Here is a 19,851-nt window from a genome sequence, read left to right as displayed (position 1 = left end):
GCTGGCGGTCAGCGGCGTCGCGATGCAGAGCGTCGTGCGCAATCCGCTCGCGGGCCCCGAAGTACTCGGCGTCACGCAGGGCGCGGGGCTCGTCACGCTGTTCGCGTTGTCGACGTGGCCGCTGATGGGTCATGTGACGCTTGCGGCGGCGGCGCTGATCGGCGGCGGGCTGTCGCTCGCGATCACGCTCGCGCTGAATCACCGGCATCGCTACGCGCCGCTCGCGGTCGCGCTGACCGGCATCGTGATCGGCGCGTTGTGGACCACGCTCGCGCAATGGCTGATCACGCAGGAAAGCGTGCAACCCGCGCGTTTCGTCGTGTGGCTCGTCGGCGGCACGTATGGCCGCAGCTGGGGCGAGGTATCAATGCTGCTGCCGTGGTGCGTGCTCGCGGTGCCGGTGTTCGCGTGGCTCGCGAAACCGCTCGACATGCTCGCGCTCGGCGACGACCAGGCGGCCGCGCTCGGCCTGCCGGTGGCCGCGCTGCGGCCGCTCGCGCTGACGATCGCGACGCTCGCCGCGTGCGCGGCCGTCGCGGCGGTCGGGCCGGTCGGCTTCATCGGGCTGATGGCGCCGCACGTTGCGACGATGCTCGGCGCGCGCCGGCATCGCACGCGGCTGTGGCTCGCGGCGGCGTGCGGCGCGCTGATCCTCGGCGTCGCGGATCTCGCGGCGCGCACCGTCGTCGCGCCGCGCGAGGTGCCGGCCGGCGTGCTGACCGCGCTGATCGGCGCGCCGTACCTGCTCGGTCTGCTGATTCTCGAGGGGCGCCGCGCCCGGCGCGCGGGGCGATGACGCCGGCGCTCGACGGCGCGCGCGCCACGCGCTTTTCGGCGTTCGCGCCGCAACCGTTCGCCGAGCACCTCGACGTCGTCTGGCTCGGCATGCCCGACGACGCGCACGCGCCGGGCCGCGTCGTCGTGCCCGTCAGCGCGTTGCCCGCCCACCGCGACGCCGTGCTCGGCGCGATGGTCGACCATTACGGCGGCGATCCGGCGCAGCATGCGCGCGCGCTGATGTCGCAATGGAGCAAATATTATTTCGGCCGCGCGGCGCCGGCCGGCGTCGTCGCCGCGCTGACGCTCGGCCGGCCGCTCGACATGACGCCCGAGCGCACGTTCGTCGCGCTCGACGACGGGATGCCGGCCGCGCTGTATTTCGCGAGCGATGCGCTCGGCGCGCCGTGCGACGATCCCGCGCCGCGCTATGCGGGGCTCATCGCGCATCTCGGCGCGGTGATCGACCTGCTCGCGGCGATGGGCCGCGTCACGCCGCGCGTGCTGTGGAGCAACGCGGGCAACCTGCTCGACTATCTGCTCGAGACGTATCGTTCGCTGCCGTGCGCGGCCGATCCCGTGGGGGACGCGAACTGGCTGTTCGGTTCGACCTGCGTGCGCGGCGAATCGAATCCGCTGCGCATGCCGGTGCGCGATGCCGTGCCGCGCTCGCCGCTGCTGCCGACGCCGTTTCGCGCGCGCCGCGTGTGCTGCCTGCGCTACGAAATTCCTGGAGAAACGCAACTGTGTGGAAGCTGCCCCCTGCTACTGACGATGGACGACGCGGCGCTGGCCGAGCAGGACGCGATCCGGTGACGCACGCCGGCCGCCGGCACGCGCTCGGTGCACTCGCGGCAGCGCTTGGCGCCGCGTGCTGCGGCGCGTTTTCCGCATCGGCGGCGGCCGCCTCCGTGGCCGGGGGCGCGGGCGGTTCGCAACGCGCCGTGTCGCTGGCCGGCAATCCCGTCGTGTCGCAGGCCAGCGCGAAGATGCCCGTGCGGCCGCAGCGCGTGGTCGCGCTCGACTTCATGTTCGCGGAAAGCGTGATCGCGCTCGACCTCGTGCCGGTCGGGATGGCCGATACGGCGTTCTACCCAGGCTGGCTCGGTTATCGGAGCGAGCAGCTCGCGCACGTGACCGACATCGGCTCGCGGCAGGAGCCAGGGCTCGAGGCGATCGCGGCGGTCAAGCCGGATCTCATCATCGGCGTCGGTTTCCGGCACGCGCCGATCTTCGACGCGCTCGACCGGATCGCGCCGACGATCCTGTTCCAGTTCAGCCCGAACGTGTCGGAAGACGGCGTACCCGTCACGCAGCTCGACTGGATGCGGCAGATCTTCCGGACGATCGGCGCGGTGACGGGGCGCGACGCGCGCGCGCAGGCGGTCGAAGCACAACTCGACGCCGGCATCGCCCGCAATGCGGGGCGGCTCGCGGCCGCGGGCCGCCACGGCGAGCGCGTCGCGCTGCTGCAGGATCTCGGCTTGCCCGATCGTTACTGGGCCTATACGGGCAACAGCACGTCGGCGGGCCTCGCGCGAGCGCTCGGGCTCGAGCCGTGGCCGAAGAAACCGACGCGGGAAGGCACGCTGTACGTGACGTCGGCCGATCTGCTGCGGCAGCGCGACCTCGCCGTGCTGTTCGTGACCGCGTCTGGGATGGACGTGCCGTTGTCGGCGAAACTCGATTCGCCGGTGTGGCGCTTCGTGCCCGCACTGAAAGATCACCGGATCGCGCTGATCGAGCGCAACATCTGGGGGTTCGGCGGGCCGATGTCGGCGCTGAAGCTGGCCGACGTGATGACCGACACGATGTTGAAGCTGCCGGCCGTGCGTTGAGCGCGGCGTGCTTCGAGCAGCAGGTGATGCCGCGTTGACGGGCAGGGCGTCGTGACCGGCACGACGACGCGTGGCTTCCGCCTTTCATTTTCGCCACACGTCAGCTGCTGAATTCCCCGCTGAAAACGACGATCGCCGACACACTGCCCATGCAGCGTGCCGGCGATTTTTTATCGACTGTCGTCAGGTTACGCGCTCAGCGCATCGACGCCATCCTGCGCACGCAGGCGCGCCGGTTGCGTATCGCTGACGATGCGCCCGTTGTCGAGCTTCAGCAGACGGTCGGCGAGGTCGAAGTAGCGGTCGTCGTGCGTGATCACGATCACGGCCTTGCCGCGCGCGCGCAGCTCCGGCAGCAGTTGCTCGTAGAACACGGCCTTGAACGACGGGTCCTGGTCGGCCGCCCATTCATCGAACAGGTAGAACGGGCGATCTTCCAGGTACGCGACGACGAGCGCGAGCCGCTTGCGCTGCCCGGTCGACAGCGCGCGCGTCGAGAACGCGCCGTCGACCACCTTCACCTTGTGATCGAGCGCGAGTTTCGCGACGAGCGCGTTCGCTCGTGCATCGGCCTGCGCACGCGACGGATCGTCGGGGTCGACGATACCGAGCAGCGCATCGAACAGGTGGAAATCGTTGAACACCGCGCTGAAGCGCTGCCGGTAGGCCGCGCGCTCGCGCCAGCCGATCGTGCGGCCGTCGACCTCGATCGTGCCTTGCTCGGGCTCGTAGAGCCCGGTCAGCACCTTCGCGAGCGTGGTCTTGCCGCTGCCGTTGCCGCCGACGATGAACACGAGCTCGCCCGGCTTGATCGTCAGGTCGATCGGCCCGATGCTGAACATCCGTTCGTCGCGTTCGTGGAAATACGCGTGCGTGACGCCGCGCAGCGTGACGGCGCCGGCCGGCGGCACGTCGGGCGCATCGGCCGCGGGCGGCACCGTGCGCAGCGCGCCGAATTCGGCCATCACGCCTTCGATCCGCCCGAGCGACACGCGCGCCGCATTGACGGTCGGCAGGTTGTTCAGCAGGCCGTCGAGCGGCACGAGCATGAACAGGAACACGACGACGTAGCCGGCCGCCGTGGCCGGATCGGCATGCACGCCGAGCTGCGGCCAGAACGACGCGACGCCGAGGAACACGTAGAACAGGAAGATGATCCAGCCGACCCCGACCGCGTACGCGCTGAACGCGCGGCGGCGGTGGTCGCGCACTTCGCCGATCGCGGCGCCGAGCTGGCCGTCGACGAACTGGCGGGCGCGCGCATCGTGCAGCTTCAGCTCCTTCGCGCCGGAGAACAGTGAGCCGAGATAGCCGAACAGGCGGTCCTGCGCCTGGCCGGCGGCTTCGAGCGCCGCGATCGCGCGGCGATCGCCGGTGTGATAGCCGAGCGAGCCGGCGATGATCGCGGCCAGCGCCAGCAGGCACACGGGCCACGACAGCCACGCCAGATAGCCGAGGCAGCCGAACACGATCGAGCCGTGCATGACCAGGTTCGGCAACGCGAAGAACAGCATCGACACGTTGGTCGCGTCGTCGGTCAGCACCGACTGCACGGGCGCCGCGCCGATCCGCTCGATGTCGCGCAGCTCGGCCGCGCCGACGCGCCGCGCCAGATGCACGCGCAAGCGCGCCATCGTGTCCTGCGACAGGCGGGCGAACAGCGTGCCCGACACGATCCGCGTGACGAGCGCGATCACCGCGCACAGCGCGAAGCGCCACGCGAGCGCCGCGTCGGCGGCGCCCGGTTGCGACAGCGCGCGGTTCAGCGTCGCGACGAGCAGCACGCTCGCGACGCCGTTCAGCACGCACGCGGTGAGCGCCAGCGTGAGCGACACGCGGCTTTCGCGCAGCAGCGCAAGGATCAGGCGCGCCGCGGGGCGGCCGGGGGAAGCGTCGAGGGACGGCGGGGAAGAAGGCTCGTGGGCGGCTGTCATCGGCAACGTCGGTAAAGGGAAGGCAGGCAATAACGCGGAAACGGCAAATCTGACGCGAAAGCGGCGGGGCGAGCCCATTCCGGCTTTCCTCCCTGATAGACGAACGGGCCGCGCAAATATTTAGTCCCAGCGTCAAAAAAAGTGGCCGCACGCACTTTGCGCGCAAAACGGTAAAAAATCGGCCGCGCCGTTCGTCACACCAGTGAAGCCGCCCCAAGCGGCCCCGAGACTTGGCCGAAGCGGCCGGACCGAAGGACTTCATGCACATGACGAGTTTCCCGACTGCGCTGCATCACCGAATCCGCGAACTGGCGCGCGTCGCGCCCGACGCGCCTGCCATCGCGGTGCCTTTCCAGAACGACCTGCGGCTGTCGCGCGGTGCGCTCGATGCACGTGCATCGCAGCTCGCCCGGCAACTGCGCGCGGCCGGCGTCGGCGCCGAAGTGCGGGTCGGCGTGTGCGTCGAGCGTTCGGGCGAACTGTTCGTCGCGCTGCTGGCCGTGCTCAAGGCCGGCGGCGTATTCGTGCCGCTCGATCCGCGCCATCCGGCCGCGCGCCTCGACTGGATCGTGCAGGATGCGCAACTGCGGCACGGCATCGTCGACGCCGCCGGCCGCGCGGCGCTCGGCACGCCGTTCGAACACGCGTTCGACGTGACGGCCGAAGCATCCGGCGTCGCGCAGGATCACGGGTTCGATGACGATACCGTGGCCGTGCATCCGCGGTCGGCCGCCTACATGATCTATACGTCGGGCTCGACCGGCACGCCGAAGGCGGTGGTCGTCGAGCACGGGCCGCTCGCCGCGCATTGCGACGCGCTCGCGGCCGCGCTGCCGATCGAGGCCGGCGACCGTCTGCTGCATTTCGCGTCGGTCAACTTCGACGCCGCGCACGAATGCTGGCTCGCGCCGCTCGCGGTCGGCGCCGGCATCGTCGTGGCGCCGCCGCAGCCGTTCGCGCCGGTCGACGCTCACACGCTGATGGTGCGCGAAGCGGTCAACGTCGCCGCGTTTCCGCCCGCCTACCTGCGCGAATTCGCGGCCGTCGCCGCGCGCGACGGCGTGCCGTCGGCGTTGCGCGTGCTCGCGTTCGGCGGTGAAGCGCTGCCGCAGCAGGCGTTCGAATTCGTGCGCCGCACGTTCCCGGCCGTGCGCCTGATCAACGGTTACGGGCCGACCGAAGCCGTGATCTCGCCGATGCTGTGGCCGGTCGAGCCGGGCGAGACACCGGCGCTGGCCGCGGACGACGCGTATGCGTCGCTGCCGATCGGTCGCGTGATCGGCCCGCGGGTCGCACGCATCGACGACGCCGATGTCGATGGAGTGGGCGAACTGCTGCTCGGCGGTGTGTGCGTCGCACGCGGTTATCACGGCCGCCCGGCGCTCACGGCCGAACGGTTCGTTCCCGATGCGGACGGTGAGCCAGGCGCGCGCGTCTATCGCACCGGCGACCTCGCACGCCTGCGCGACGACGGCGCATACGATTATCTGGGCCGCCTCGACGATCAGGTCCAGGTGCGCGGCGTACGCGTGGAGCCGGCGGAAATCGCCGCGTGCCTGCGCTCGCATCCGGCCGTGGCCGACGCGGCCGTGATCGCCGACACCGCCAACGGGCCGACGCGGCTGATCGCGTGCGTCGCGCTGCGCGCGGCGGCCGACGATGCCGCGTTGAAGGCGCACGTGGCCGCACAACTGCCGGCCGCGTGGCAGCCGCACCGGTTCGTGCGTTGCGATGCGCTGCCGTACACGCTGAACGGCAAGCTCGACCGTGCCGCGCTGCGCGAGCGGATTGCCGCCGCGCGCGACACGTCGCAAGCCACCGGCGATGCGCCGCGCACGCCGACCGAACAGCAGATCGCGGGCCTCTGGCAAACGCTGCTCGGTCTCGACGTCATGCCGTCGCGCGACGATCGTTTCTTCGCGCTGGGTGCCGATTCGCTCGCCGCGATGCAGTTGCAGGCCGCGATCCGTGCCGCCGTGCGCGTGAACCTGCGGCTCGACACGCTGTTCGCCGATCCGGCGCTCGCCGAGCTGGCCGACACGGTCGATGGCGCGGAACGCGAAACCAGCGAACCGCTGGTCACGATCACCGCGCGCCGCACGCCGGCCGATGCTGCCGCATCGGACGCGCCGTACGTCGATCGTGCGGCATCGCTCGCGCAGCAACGCTTCTGGGTGCTCGCGCAAACGCGCGACGCCAGCGCCGCGTATCACATCGCCGCACACTGGACGATCGACGGCGTGCTCGACCGCGACGCGCTGCAGCGCGCGCTCGATCACGTGATCGGCCGTCACGAAGCGTGGCGCACGACGCTCGTCGACAACGACGACGGCGTCGTGATGCAACGGATTCACGCGCATCTGCCGGTATCGATCGCCGCGGTCGACCTGCGCGATCAACCGCAGACCGCCCGCGATGCGCAAGCCGCGCGCCTCGCCGAGCGCGACGCGGCCGTGCCGTTCGACCTCGCACGCGGCCCGCTGCTGCGCGCGACGCTGGTCGTGCTCGCGGACGACCGGCACCGCCTGCTGCTGACCGCGCATCACGCGATCACCGACGGCTGGAGCTCGCGCTGCGCGTTCGACGAACTGTCGGCTGCGTATCGCGCGTATGCCGAAGGCCGCGAACCGTCGCTGCCCGCATTGCCGATCCAGTACGCCGACTACGCGGACTGGCAGCGCGACATGCTGGCCGGCGGCGAGGGCGAGCGTCAGCTCGACTACTGGCGCGATGCGTTGCGGGACGTGCCGGGCCCGCTCGCGCTGCCGGTCGACCGCCAGCCGGGCGCCACGCGCACGCTGCATGGCGCACGTGTATCGGTGCGCCTGCCCGATGCGGTCGCGGCCGACGTGCGGCAACTCGCACGCGACGCGCAGGCGACCGTCTTCACGGTGCTGCTGGCCGCGCTCGACGCATGGCTGTCGCGCCTGACCGGCGAAACGGACGTCGTCGTCGCGGTGCCGGTCGCGCATCGCCAGCGTCCTGAAACGCGCGCATTGCTGGGTCTGTTCCTGAATACGGTCGCGCTGCGCGTGCGCGTGGCGCCGACGCTGCCGTTCCGTGCGCTCGTCGATGCGGCGCGCACCGCGGCGCTCGACGCGGTCGCGCACCAGGACGTGCCGTTCGAGCGCGTCGTCGACGCGGTGAAGCCACCCGTCAAGCGCGGCGACGAATGGCTGCGCGTGAAGTTCGCGCAGCAGTTCGACGCACGGCACGACAGCGTGCTGCCGGGCGCGACGGCGGTCGCGACGCCGGGGCCCGATCTCGCCGCGCGCTTCGACTTCGCACTGGATTTCACCGACGACGCGAACGGGATCGAACTGGTCGCGGCCTATGCGACCGACTGCATCGAGGCCGACACCGCACGTGCGTGGCTCGACAGCTATGCGGCACTCGTCGCGTCCGCCGCCCATGAACCGCACGCCACGACGGCCGCGCTGCCGTGCGATGCGTCGGCTGCGTCGCGCCAGCCGCGCGACGGCCGTGCGCTGCGTATCGAGCATGCCGACATCGTCGCCGCGTTTGCGCGGCAGGCAGCCGCCTATCCGCATCGCGTCGCGCTTTCCGACGCATCGATTTCGCTGACGTTCGCCGAACTCGACGACGCATCGAACCGCATCGCACGGGCGCTCACGCAACGCGGCGTGGCCGCCGAAGCGGCCGTCGTCGTCTGCATCGAGCGCTCGACACGGTTCGTCGTCGGCCTGCTCGGCGCGCTGAAAGCCGGCGCGCTGGCCGTGCTGCTCGACCCCGCGCAGCCGGCCGCGCGTCTCGCCGCGGCCGCCGCCGACTGCGGCGCGCGCTGGGCGCTCGTCGCGGAGCCGGCCGCATGGCCGGCCGGCCTCGACGCGCAGCCGCTCGACGTCGACGCGCTGGCGCAGGACGCGACGCTCGCCCACGCGGCCGGCGTGCGCGTCGCGCCGCACCCGGAACAGGGTGCATACCTGATCTATACGTCCGGCTCGACCGGCACGCCGAAGGGCGTCGTCGTGTCGCACGGCGCGCTGGCCGACTACGTGCAGGGGATGCTCGACGAACTCGCGTTCGCGCCCGACGCATCGTTCGCGATGGTCTCGACGGTCGCGGCAGATCTCGGCCACACGACGCTGTTCGGCGCGTTGTGCGCGGGCCGCACGCTGCACCTGCTGCCGGCTGCGTGCGCATTCGATCCGGACCTGTTCGCCGACGAAATGCGCCGCCGCGAAGTCGGCGTGCTGAAGATCGTGCCGAGCCATCTGCAAGCGCTGCTCGACGCGCGCGTGCCGGCCGACGTGCTGCCGCGCCACGCGCTCGTGACGGGCGGCGAAACGCTCACGTGGGCGCTCGTCGCGCGCCTGGCCGCGCTCGCGCCGGCCTGCCGCGTGATCAACCATTACGGGCCGACCGAAGCGACCGTCGGCGCGATCGCGTGCGACACGGCGTCGATTGCCGCCGACGCGCGCGATCCCGCGAGCGGCGTGCCGCTCGGCCTGCCGCTGCCGAATGCGCGCGCGCTGGTGCTCGATGCGTTCGGCGCGTGCGTGCCGGCCGGCGCGACCGGCGAGCTGTATCTGGGCGGGCCGGGCGTTGCGCGCGGCTACCTCGGCCGCCCCGCGCAAACCGCCGAGCGCTTCGTGCCCGATCCGTTCACGCCCGGCGCGCGGCTGTATCGCACGGGCGACCGCGTGCGGTTGCGCACGGACGGCCGCCTCGCATTCCTCGGCCGGATCGACGATCAGGTGAAGATTCGCGGCTACCGCGTCGAGCCGGGCGAGGTGAGCGCCGCCGTGCGCGCGGCCGGCCCGATCGCGCAGGCCGAAACGCTCGCGATCGAGCACGACGGCCGCCTGCGGCTCGCGACGTTCGTCGTGATGCGCGACGGCGTGGCATTCGACGAAGCGGCAGTGCGCACTGCGCTCGCCGCGACGTTGCCCGATTACATGGTGCCCGCGCAGTTCGTCGCGCTGATGCGCCTGCCCGTGACGGCGAACGGCAAGATCGATCGCGCGGCATTGCGCGAACTGGCAGCGGTGCCGGTCGCGGTCGCGTCCAGCGATGCGCCACAGGGCGCGGTCGAGACGGTGCTCGCCGACGTCTGGCAGGCCGTGCTGAAGGCGCCGAAGGTCGGCCGCGACGACAATTTCTTCGAACTCGGCGGCGATTCGATCCTCGTGCTGCAGGTGATCGCCCGTGCCCGCAAGCGCGGCGTGCGCTTCACGCCGAAGCAACTGTTCGACGGGCCGACCGTCGCCGAACTCGCGCGGATCGCGAAAACGGATGACACGGCAGTTGCCTCGAACCCTGCGGTTGCGCCTGCAACGGTCACGCCGGCCGCCACTCCGATCCTGACGCCCGCACAACAACGCTTCTTCGCGCTCGATATCCCGCACCGCGGCCACTGGAATCAATCGGTGTCGTTCGATGTGCGCGGCGCGTTCGACGCGGATGCATTCGCACGCGCATTCGACGCGTTGCTCACGCATCACGACGCATTCCGCCAGCGCTTCGCACGCGGCGCGGACGGCACGTGGCACGCGAGCGATGCGGCGAAGCCGTACGACGCGCTGCCGTTCGTCGAAGTCGCCGCACGCGACGAAGCCGACGCGCTGGCACGCTTCGACGCGCTGCAACGCCGTCTCGACCTCGGCAACGGGCCGCTCGCCTGCGCGTGCGCGGCACGGCTGCGGGACGGTTCGACGCGGCTTTATCTGGCGATTCACCATGCGATCGTCGACGGCGTGTCGTGGCGCATCCTGCTCGACGACCTCGACGGCGCCTACCGCGCGGCATGCGAACGTACGCCGGTCCGCCTGTCGCAGCCGGGCCTGCGCGCCGACGCATGGGCCGCCCGGCTCGCCCGTGCGGCAACGGAACCGGCGTCGCCGTTCGCAGGTGAAGTCACCTACTGGGCCGGCATGGCGCAGGGCGACGACATCGTGCCCGATCACCCCGACGCAGCGGCGACGAACGCCGATGCCGGCGTCGTCGTGCAGACGATCGACGCGGCATTGACCCGTGCCGCATTGACCGACGCACATGCGGCCTATCGCACGCAGACGATCGAGCTGCTCGGCGCGGCGCTCGCGCTGGCGCTGGCCGGCGCGCGCGGCGCCGCATCGTGCCGGGTCGAACTGGAAGGACACGGCCGCGAAGCGCTGTTCGACGACGCGGATGCCAGCCGCACGATCGGCTGGCTGACGAGCCATTACCCGGTGACGCTGCCGGTCGCAGCGACGGCCCGCGACACGCTGTGCGCGGTCAAGGACACGCTGCGCGCGGTGCCGCACAAGGGGCTTGGCTTCGGCGTGCTCGCGCGCTTCGGCGATACGGCCACGCGTGCGGCGCTGGCTGCCGTGCCGCGTCCGTGCGTCACGTTCAACTATCTCGGCCAGTTCGACGCGCCGCGCGATGCGACGCTCGTGCCGCGTTTCGGCGGCACCGGCGTCGAGCGCGATCCCCAAGGGCCGCTCGGCAACGCGCTCGCGATTCATGCGTACCTCGACACGGACGGCGACGGCGCGCGCACGCTGAAGGTGCATTGGGTCTACGGTGCGCCGCAATTCGAACGCGCGACGATCGATGCGTTCGCCGAACGCTTCGCCACCGCGCTGCGCGAACTCGTCGATGCATGTGCGTCATGCGTCGCGCATCGCGGCGCCGGCGCGACGCCGGGCGATTTCCCGCTCGCGCAGGCCGCCGGCCTCACGCAGGCCGCGATCGAACGCGCGCCGCTCGACTGGCGCACGATCGACGACGTGTATCCGCTGTCGCCGATGCAGCAGGGCATCCTGTTCCATGCGCTGTTCGCGCCCGGCCACGCGAGCTACGTGAACCAGCTCGTCGCGACCGCCACCGGGCTGGACGCCGACCGGCTCGCGGCCGCGTTCGACGCGTCGGTCGCCCGTCACGACATCCTGCGCACGAGCGTGATGCCGGACGAAGCCGCGCCGCTGCAGTGCGTGCATCGTCACGCGCGCATGCCGGTCGAACAGCTCGACTGGCGCACGCGCGGCGACACGCTCGATGCCGATTTCGATGCATGGCTCGCGGCCGACCGCACGCGCGGTTTCGACTGGCGCGAGCCGCCGCTGATGCGGCTCACGCTGATCCGCGTGACGGACGACGCGTGGCGGGTCGTCTGGACGCGTCACCACGTGCTGCTCGACGGCTGGAGCACCGCGCGCCTGCTCGCCGACGTGCTGCGCGACTACCGCGACCCGGACGCCGTGTCGCCGTTCGCGAGCCGTCCGGCGCTGCGCTATCGCGATTTCATCGCATGGCTCGGCACGCGCGACCGCGATGCCGACGAGCGCTTCTGGACCGGGCGCCTGGCACGGCTCGATGCGCCGACGCTGATCGCGGAACGCACGGCCGACCGCGCGGATGCCGAGATGGTCACGTGGCGCGCAACGCTCGATGCCGACACGACGGCGCGCGTCGCGCAGACCGCCCGCGCGCTGAAGCTGACCGTCAACACGCTGGTGCAGGGCGCCTGGGCGCTCGCGCTGCAGCGGATGACGCACCAGCCGGCCGTCGCGTTCGGCGCGACCGTCGCCGGCCGCCCCGACGCGCTCGCGGACGTCGACTCGGTGCTCGGTCTCTTCATCAACACGCTGCCGGTCATCACCGCGCCGGCGCCGCAGCAACGCGCGGCCGACTGGCTGCAAACGCTGCAACGCGAGAACGCGGCGGCCGCCGAACACGCACACACGCCGCTCGCCGACATCCAGCGTTGGGCGCGCGGGTCGGGCGGCGCACTGTTCGACACGCTGGTCGTGTTCGAGAACTATCCGGTGGACGACACCGCGCGTGACGCCGATCCGCACGCGCTGGCGTTGAGCGGCGTACTCAGCATCGAAGCGACCGATTTCGCACTGACGCTCGTGATCGAGAGCGGCGCCGAACTGACGATCGACTACGGCTACGACACCGCTCGCGTCGATGCGAGTCAGGTGGAGACCTGGCACCGCGCGTTCGCGTGCGCGCTCGATGCGCTGGCCCGCACGCCGGACGCGCTGCTCGGCACGCTGTCGATCGCCGACGAGGCGACCCGCGACGCGCTGGTGCGCGCGCAGGACACCGCACGGACCTGGCCGATGGAACAACGGCAGCCGCTGCATCTGCAATTCGCCGACGCGGCACGGGCGACGCCCGACGCGATCGCGCTCGAGTATGCGGACGCGCACGGCCGCGTGCAGCGCGCGACCTACCGCGAACTCGACGCCGCCACGTCGCGCATCGCGGCCGCGCTGCGCCGGCGCGGCGTGCAGGCCGATACGCCGGTCGCGCTATGCGTCGAACGCTCGTTCGACATGGTGATGGCGCTCGTCGGCGTACTGAAGGCCGGCGCCGCGTATCTGCCGGTCGATCCCGACTATCCGGCCGAGCGCATTGCATACCTGCTGCGCGACGCGCGGCCGGCCGTCGCGATCACGCAGGCGCATCTGCGCGAGCAAGTCGAGGCCGCGCTGGGCGAGGGCGCCGACACGCAACTGCTGACGGTCGCGGATCTGCTGGCCGACGAAGCGGGCGATATCGCCGATGAAACCGCGGCGATCGACGACGCGCAGCTCGCGTACCTGATCTACACGTCCGGCTCGACCGGCAAGCCGAAGGGTGCCGGCAACACGCACGGCGCGCTGGCGAACCGGATCGCGTGGATGCAGCATGCGTACCGGCTGACGCGCGACGACGTCGTGCTGCACAAGACGCCGTTCGGCTTCGACGTGTCGGTGTGGGAATTCGTGTGGCCGCTGGCGATCGGCGCGAAGCTCGCGATCGCAGCACCCGGCGACCACCGCGACCCAGCCCGTCTGGCCGCCGCGATCCACGCGCACGGCGTGACGGTGCTGCATTTCGTGCCGTCGATGCTTGCCGCGTTCGCCGCGCATCTCGACGATTTCTCGGCCGCCGCGCAATGCGACAGCGTGCGCCTGATCGTCGCGAGCGGGGAGGCGCTGGCGCCCGAGCTCGTCGCGAAGATGGCGCGGTTGCTGCCGAACGCGACGCTCGTGAACCTGTACGGGCCGACCGAGGCCGCGATCGACGTGTCGCACTGGACCTGCGGCCCCGACGACGCGCATGCGGTCGCGGTGCCGATCGGTCATCCGATCGCGAACCTGCAACTGCACGTGCTCGATGCCGCATGGCAGCCGGTGCCGGCCGGCGCGACCGGCGAACTGTATCTGGCGGGCGCAGGCCTCGCGCGCGGCTATCTCGGCCGTCCTGCGCTGACCGCCGAGCGCTTCGTGCCCGATCCGTTCGTGCCGGGCGCCCGCATGTACCGCACCGGCGACCTCGCACGACGGCGCGCGGACGGCGCGCTCGACTACCTCGGCCGCGTCGACACGCAGGTGAAGCTGCGCGGCCAGCGGATCGAGCCGGGCGAGATCGAGGCGCTGCTGCGCGCGGCGCCGGGTGTCAACGATGCGGTTGTGATCGTGCGCGACGAGCAACTGATCGGCTATGTCGCCCGCGGCGACGCCGGCCCGCTCGACCGTACGGCCCTGCTCGACGCACTGCGTGCGCAACTGCCGGCGTACATGGTGCCGTCGCAGCTGATCGAGCTCGACGCGTTGCCCGTCACGCCGAACGGCAAGTGCGACCGCCATGCGCTGCCCGCGCCGGTGCGTGAAGCAACCGAAGCCGTCGAACTCGCGACCGACACCGAACGCGCGCTCGCCGACATCTGGCAACGCGTGCTGCACGTGGACGCGATCGGCCGCGACGGCGATTTCTTCCTGCTCGGCGGCCACTCGCTGCTCGCGACGCAGGCCCACGCGCAGGCCAACCTGCACTGGGGGCTTGCGCTGCCGCTGCGCACGCTGTTCGACACGCGCACACTGGCGCGCTGCGCGGAAGCGATCGACGCGGCCTGCGCGGCACGCGGCGCGACCGATGCGGCGAGCGCGATCGACGCGCTGCTCGGCGAACTGGAAACCCAATAAGGACGACGGATGACGAAGGTTCAACCCGACTGGCTGGCGCTCGCGACGCGTTTCGCGCAACTGCCCGACGCGCAGCGCGCGGTCTTCATCGACAAGCTCGGCGCGGCCGGCATCGACTTCCGCGTGCAGCCACAGCCGCGTCTGCGCGAACGATGCCGGCACGCGGTCGCTGCGCGGCGTGCGCGGCTGATCGATGCGCCGGACGCGTATCACATCACCGAGCGCCTCGCGCTGACGGGCCCGCTCGACGGGCATGCGCTGCGTCTCGCGTGCGATGCGCTGATCGCGCGCCACGAGGCGCTGCGCACGACCTTCGACGAAGCGCAGGACGGCGTCGCGCAGACGATCCACGCGCCGTTGCGCTGCCCGTGGCGCGAAACCGATCTCGAAGCGTTGCCGGACGCGCAGCGCGCAGCGCGCGCGGAAGCCGTCGCGACGGCCGACGAAGCCGAACCGTTCGATCTCGGCACGGCGCCGCTCGTGCGCGCGCATCTGGTCCGCTTCGACGCGACGCATCACTGGCTCGCACTGACCGTCCATCACATCGTGTCGGACGGCTGGTCGTCGGGCGTGATGCTGGAAGAACTCGCGGCGTTCTATCGCGCGTATGCGTCCGACCGGCCGGTGCCGCTCGCGCCGCTGCCGATCCAGTACGCCGACTACGCGCTGTGGCAGCGCCGCTGGCTCGATGCCGGCGAGCGCGACCGTCAGCTCGCGTTCTGGCGCGAACGGCTCGATCCGCAGCGCGGCGTGCTGACGCTGCCGGGCGCGACCGCGCGGCCGGCCCGTCGCAGTGCGCGCGGCGCGCGTCATGTGTTTTCGCTCGACGCACGTATCGGTGCGCAGTTGCGCGCATTCGCGGCCGCATCCGGCGCGACGCCGTTCGCGGTGCTGCTCGCCGCGCTCGATGCGCTGCTGGCGCGCGCAACCGGCGACGCCAGGATCTGCGTCGGCGTGCCGGCCGCGAACCGCGAGCGCGCGGAAGTCGCCGGCCTGATCGGCTTCTTCGTCAACACGCTCGCGATCGACGTCGACGTGCCCGCGCACGGCGATTTCTCGTCGCTGGTCGCGCGTACGCAGCGCGCACTCGTCGACGCGCAGATGCACCAGGACGTGCCGTTCGAGCAGGTGGTCGATGCGCTCGGCGTGCCGCGCAGCGCGAGCCACCATCCGCTGTTCCAGGTGATGGCCGCGTACGGCGAACGCCGCGCGCTGCCGGCCCTCGGCGCGGCGTCGGCCGCGTTGCTGCCGTCCGGCACGCCGTCCGCGAAATTCGACCTGACGCTGTCCGTCGAAGCGACGCCGGACGGCACGTTCGACGCCGCCTTCATCTACGCGCTCGACCTGTTCGACGCGGATGCGATCACGCGGCTGGCCGCGCGCTTCGTCACGCTGCTGACCGACGCGCTCGCGCGCCCGGATCTACCGATCGGCGATCTCGACTGGCTGCCTGCCGACGAACGCGCACAGCTCTTCGCATGGAACGCGCCGGCGGGCGCGACCGAGGCCGAGCCGTTCGTACCGGTGCATGCACGCATCGCCGCCCATGCGCACGCGCGGCCCGACGCACGCGGCGTCGCCGATATCGACCGCGCATTGACGCGCGGCGAAGTCGATGCCCGTGCCGCACGTTTGGCGCGCCATCTGGTGGCGGCCGGCGTGCGGCCCGAGATGCGCGTGGGCGTTGCGCTGCAGCGCTCGGTCGATCTGCTCGTCGCGCTGATCGCGGTGCTGAAGTCGGGCGCCGCGTTCGTGCCGCTCGATCCGGCGCATCCGCGCGAACGGCTCGCGCAGATCGTCGGCGATGCGGCCATCGCGCACGTGCTGACCGACGCCGCGAGCGCCGCGTCGCTGCCCGACTTGCCTGAACTGCGCATCTGGCGCGCGGACGCAATCGACGCGCTCGACGAAGCCGCGCACGTCGCGCTGCCGGACGTGCTGCCCGGTCACGCGGCGTATGCGATCTACACGTCGGGTTCGACCGGCAAGCCGAAGGGCGTGATCGTCGACCACGCGTCGTTCGCGCTGCATTGCGCGGCGATCGCCGAGCGCTACGGCGCGGGTGAAAACGACGTGTTCCTGTTGTTCCAGTCGGTGAATTTCGACGGCGCGCACGAAGGCTGGTTTTCGCAATACATGTCGGGCGCCGCCGTGTCGGTGACGGCCGACGTGCTGTGGCCGCCCGCGCAGACCTGCGCGATGATGATCCGCGACGGGGTGACGATGACCTACGTGCCGCCCGGCTGCGCGGCCCAGCTCGCGGAATGGGCGCTTGCGCACGGCGCACCGCCGACACTGCGTTCGCTGACCGTCGGCGGCGAGGCGACGTCGCGCGAGGCGTTCGCGATGCTGCGCCGCGCGCTGCCGAACGTACGCGTGGTCAACGGTTACGGCCCGACCGAAACGGTCATCACGCCGACGCTGTGGATGTTCCGGCCCGGCGACGCGCTCGCGAAGCTCGGCGACGCCGCGTATCTGCCGATCGGCACGCTGGTCGGCGCGCGCACCGCGCACGTGCTCGACGCGCGGCTGCATCCGCTGCCGGTCGGCGTGATCGGCGAACTGTACCTGGGCGGCGAGGGCATCGGCGTCGCGCGCGGCTACCTCGATCGCCCGGCGCTGACCGCCGAGCGTTTCGTGCCCGATCCGTACGGCGCGCCGGGCGCGCGACTGTACCGTACCGGCGACCTCGTGCGGCGCCGCGCGGACGGCGTGTTCGATTTCATCGGCCGCGTCGATCACCAGGTGAAGCTGCGCGGCCTGCGCATCGAACTCGGCGAAATCGAAGCGCAGCTCGCCGCGCACGATGCGGTGCGCGAAGCCTGCGCGGTCGTGCACGGGCAGGGCGCGCTCGCGCAGCTCGTCGCGTACGTCGAGCTGACCGCCGAGGCGCAGGCGGCCGCGCAGCCGGTCGAAGCCGCGACGCTCGACGCGCATCTGCGTCGCACGCTGCCCGATTACATGGTGCCGGCGCAACTGATCGTGCTCGACGCGCTGCCGCGCAACGCGAACAGCAAGGTCGACCGTGCGCGGCTGCCGGCGCCGGTGCGCGTCGAACGTGCGTACGAGGCGCCGCACGACGGCGACGAAGCCGCGCTCGCGGCGATCTGGTGCGACGTGCTGAACCTGGAGCGGGTCGGCCGCGGCGACCACTTCTTCGATCTCGGCGGTCATTCGCTCGCCGCCGTGCGTGTCGCGACGCGCGTGGCCGAACGGCTCGGCCGGGACGTGCCGGTGCGCGCGCTGTTCGAGGCGCCCGTGCTCGCGCAATACGCGCGGCAGGTGGCCGATGCGCCGCGCGCCGCACATACCGGCGCCACGGCGCCGGGCGTCGCGGTGGCCAAACCGGACGCGCACGGCGTGTGGCCGCTGTCGCCCGCGCAGCTCGGCCTGTGGTTCCTGTGGCGTGCGCAGCCGGACAGCGCCGCGTACAACATTCCGGTCGCGCTGCGTGTGCGCGGCCCGCTCGATGTCGACGCGCTGCGCGCCGCGTTCGCGGATGCGGCAGCCATGCATCCGGCGCTGCGTGCACGGCTCGTCGCACGCGACGGCGCGCTGCCGGGCCAGCGGATCGACGCAGACGTTGCCGTCGACCTGCCGGTGATCGACCTGTCGGCGCACGCCGATGTGCTGGCCCGCGCGGCCGCGCTGACCGACGAGGATGCGCTCGCGCCGTTCGACCTCGCGGCCGACGCGCCGCTGTGGCGCGCCCGCGTGTTGCGGCTCGGGGCGGACGATCACGTGCTGTCGGTGACGATCCATCACATCGTGTCGGATGGCGAATCGATCGAGCTGTGGCTGGACGCGGTGCGTGCCCGTTATGTCGCCCGCGTGCAGCGCGGCGCCGCCCCGGTCGACGAAGCAGTCGAACCGGCCGCCCAGCCGCTCGTGCTGCCCGCGCCGTGCCATCCGGCGCGCGTCGCGTACTGGCGCGATGCGCTCGCCGATCTGCCGTCGCGCGTGTTGCCGCAGCGCACCGATGCGCCGGCCGTGCCGCAATGGCGTGCGGCCCGCATCGCGTTCGAATTCGATACGCAGCTGATTCGCGCCGCGCGCGACGCAGCGTCGGCCTCGCACGCGACGCTGCCGATGCTGCTGCACGCGGCGCTCAACACGGCACTGTTCCGCGCGACGGGCGTGGCCGACCAGCCGGTCGGCGTGCTCGCGTCGACGCGCGAGCTCACGGGCGACGCGGCGCGTACCGCGCTGGGCCTCTTCATCAACTCGGTCGTCGTGCGCACGCGGATCGACCCGGCCGCGCGCCGCGCCGACGTGCTGGCGCAAGTGCGCGACACGGCGCTCGCCGCGTATGCGCATGCCGACGTGCCGTTCGCCGACGTCGTCGCCGCGCTGCGTGCGCCGCGCGCCGCGCAGGCCAATCCGCTGTTCCAGGTGATGTTCAACTACCTGCGCCCGACCGGCGCCGCCGCACGCGACTGGGCCGGCCTGTCGCTGGCCGAATTTGACGACGCGCGTCATCGCGTCGTGTTCACGCTGGAGCTGGACGTCGTCGAGCATCCGGACGGCCGCGTGAGCGCCGCGTTCTCGTATGCGGACGAACTGCTCGCGCGCGATTTCGTCGAGGCGCTCGTCGATCTGTACCACGACGAAGTCGCGCGTTTCGCCGGCGCGTCGGAAGCGGCGCTCGGTGCACCGGATGCGCAAGCAGCCAAGCCCACTTCGTTCGACGCGCGCGCCAACGGCGCAACCCGGCCGAACGCAACGCCGTCGCATGCCGCCGCCGCGCTCGCCGCGCTGTGGTCGGACACGTTCGCGACGGCCGCCCCCGAGCCCGATGCGGACCTGTTCGAAGCCGGCGCGACGTCGTTCGACGTCGTGCGCTTCGTCGACGCGGCCGGCCGTGCCGGCCATGCGCTGACGGTGGCCGACGTGTTCGCGGCACCGACGCTCGCGGCGCTCGGCGCGCGGCTCGATGCGCACGCGGAAACGGGACAGGAGGCGCGCCATGCTGGCTGAAGTGCGCCCGGACGGATTCACGATGCTCGATACCTACCGGCTCGCGTTCGCGGACGGCCTGTTCGCCGCGCGCGATGGCGCGGAGATCCGCGTCGCGCAGGGCGACGGGATCGGCGCGCAGTTGCTGCGCGCGCAGCTCGGCGACGACGGCGCGCTGCGCCTGGTCGCCTACAACCATCGCGTGGCGCCAGCCGATCAGCGGCGGGCGCTACTGGCCGCACTCGCCGCGGCGTTTTCGGACAGCGCGCGCCACGCGGCGATTCGGCTCGACCCGGCCGCATGGCCGGCCGTCGCGCTCGACGCGCTGCGCGCGAGCGGCGTGCTGGCCGACGGCGGCCGCTGCCTGCGCGACGGCTGGGCGCAACAGGCCGACCTGTGGCGCGTCGGCCCGTCTCTGCC

6 protein-coding genes and 1 pseudogene are annotated in these 19,851 nt (G+C 71.9%); 6 read left to right on the top strand and 1 reads right to left on the bottom strand.

Annotation, left to right across the window (positions count from 1 at the left end):
* From H3O04_RS22895 to H3O04_RS22885, 3 genes are all read left to right on the top strand, one after another.
* Positions 1–796: iron chelate uptake ABC transporter family permease subunit (locus H3O04_RS22895; RefSeq protein ID WP_202588498.1), on the top strand; the 796-nt coding region annotated here is incomplete at its 5' end.
* The gene (fhuF, locus tag H3O04_RS22890; RefSeq protein ID WP_202588497.1) at positions 793–1,593 is read left to right on the top strand and encodes a siderophore-iron reductase FhuF; all 801 of its coding nucleotides are present in this window, start codon (positions 793–795) and stop codon (positions 1,591–1,593) included. The genes H3O04_RS22895 and fhuF, both read left to right, overlap by 4 nt.
* On the top strand, positions 1,590–2,615 hold the full coding sequence (locus H3O04_RS22885; protein WP_202588496.1) for an ABC transporter substrate-binding protein: 1,026 nt from the start codon (positions 1,590–1,592) through the stop codon (positions 2,613–2,615). The genes fhuF and H3O04_RS22885 overlap by 4 nt, the downstream gene beginning before the upstream one ends.
* Positions 2,616–2,803: 188 nt before the next feature.
* Here H3O04_RS22885 and H3O04_RS22880 read toward each other — a convergent pair whose 3' ends face one another.
* Positions 2,804–4,549 carry a cyclic peptide export ABC transporter gene (locus tag H3O04_RS22880; protein ID WP_027812364.1) on the bottom strand — a complete coding sequence of 582 codons (1,746 nt, stop codon included), beginning with the start codon at positions 4,547–4,549 and terminating at the stop codon, positions 2,804–2,806.
* A 266-nt stretch (positions 4,550–4,815) separates the two neighbouring features.
* Here H3O04_RS22880 and H3O04_RS22875 point away from each other — a divergent pair, with 266 nt between their 5' ends.
* From H3O04_RS22875 to H3O04_RS22865, 3 genes and pseudogenes are all read left to right on the top strand, one after another.
* Complete coding sequence (locus H3O04_RS22875) at positions 4,816–14,475, top strand: non-ribosomal peptide synthetase (RefSeq protein ID WP_202588495.1); 9,660 nt, start codon at positions 4,816–4,818, stop codon at positions 14,473–14,475.
* Between the two features lie 9 nt (positions 14,476–14,484).
* On the top strand, positions 14,485–19,452 hold the full coding sequence (locus H3O04_RS22870) for a non-ribosomal peptide synthetase (protein WP_202588494.1): 4,968 nt from the start codon (positions 14,485–14,487) through the stop codon (positions 19,450–19,452).
* Positions 19,442–19,851, top strand: a pseudogene (locus H3O04_RS22865) (GNAT family N-acetyltransferase); the annotation flags it as partial. The gene H3O04_RS22870 and the pseudogene H3O04_RS22865, both read left to right, overlap by 11 nt.

Origin of the sequence: Burkholderia sp. KCJ3K979 (genome assembly GCF_016759955.1) — a bacterium.
GTDB classification, from domain to species: domain Bacteria; phylum Pseudomonadota; class Gammaproteobacteria; order Burkholderiales; family Burkholderiaceae; genus Burkholderia; species Burkholderia orbicola.
The sequence above is the reverse complement of the archived record's forward strand: the minus strand, read 5'-3'. Positions and strand labels throughout refer to the sequence as shown.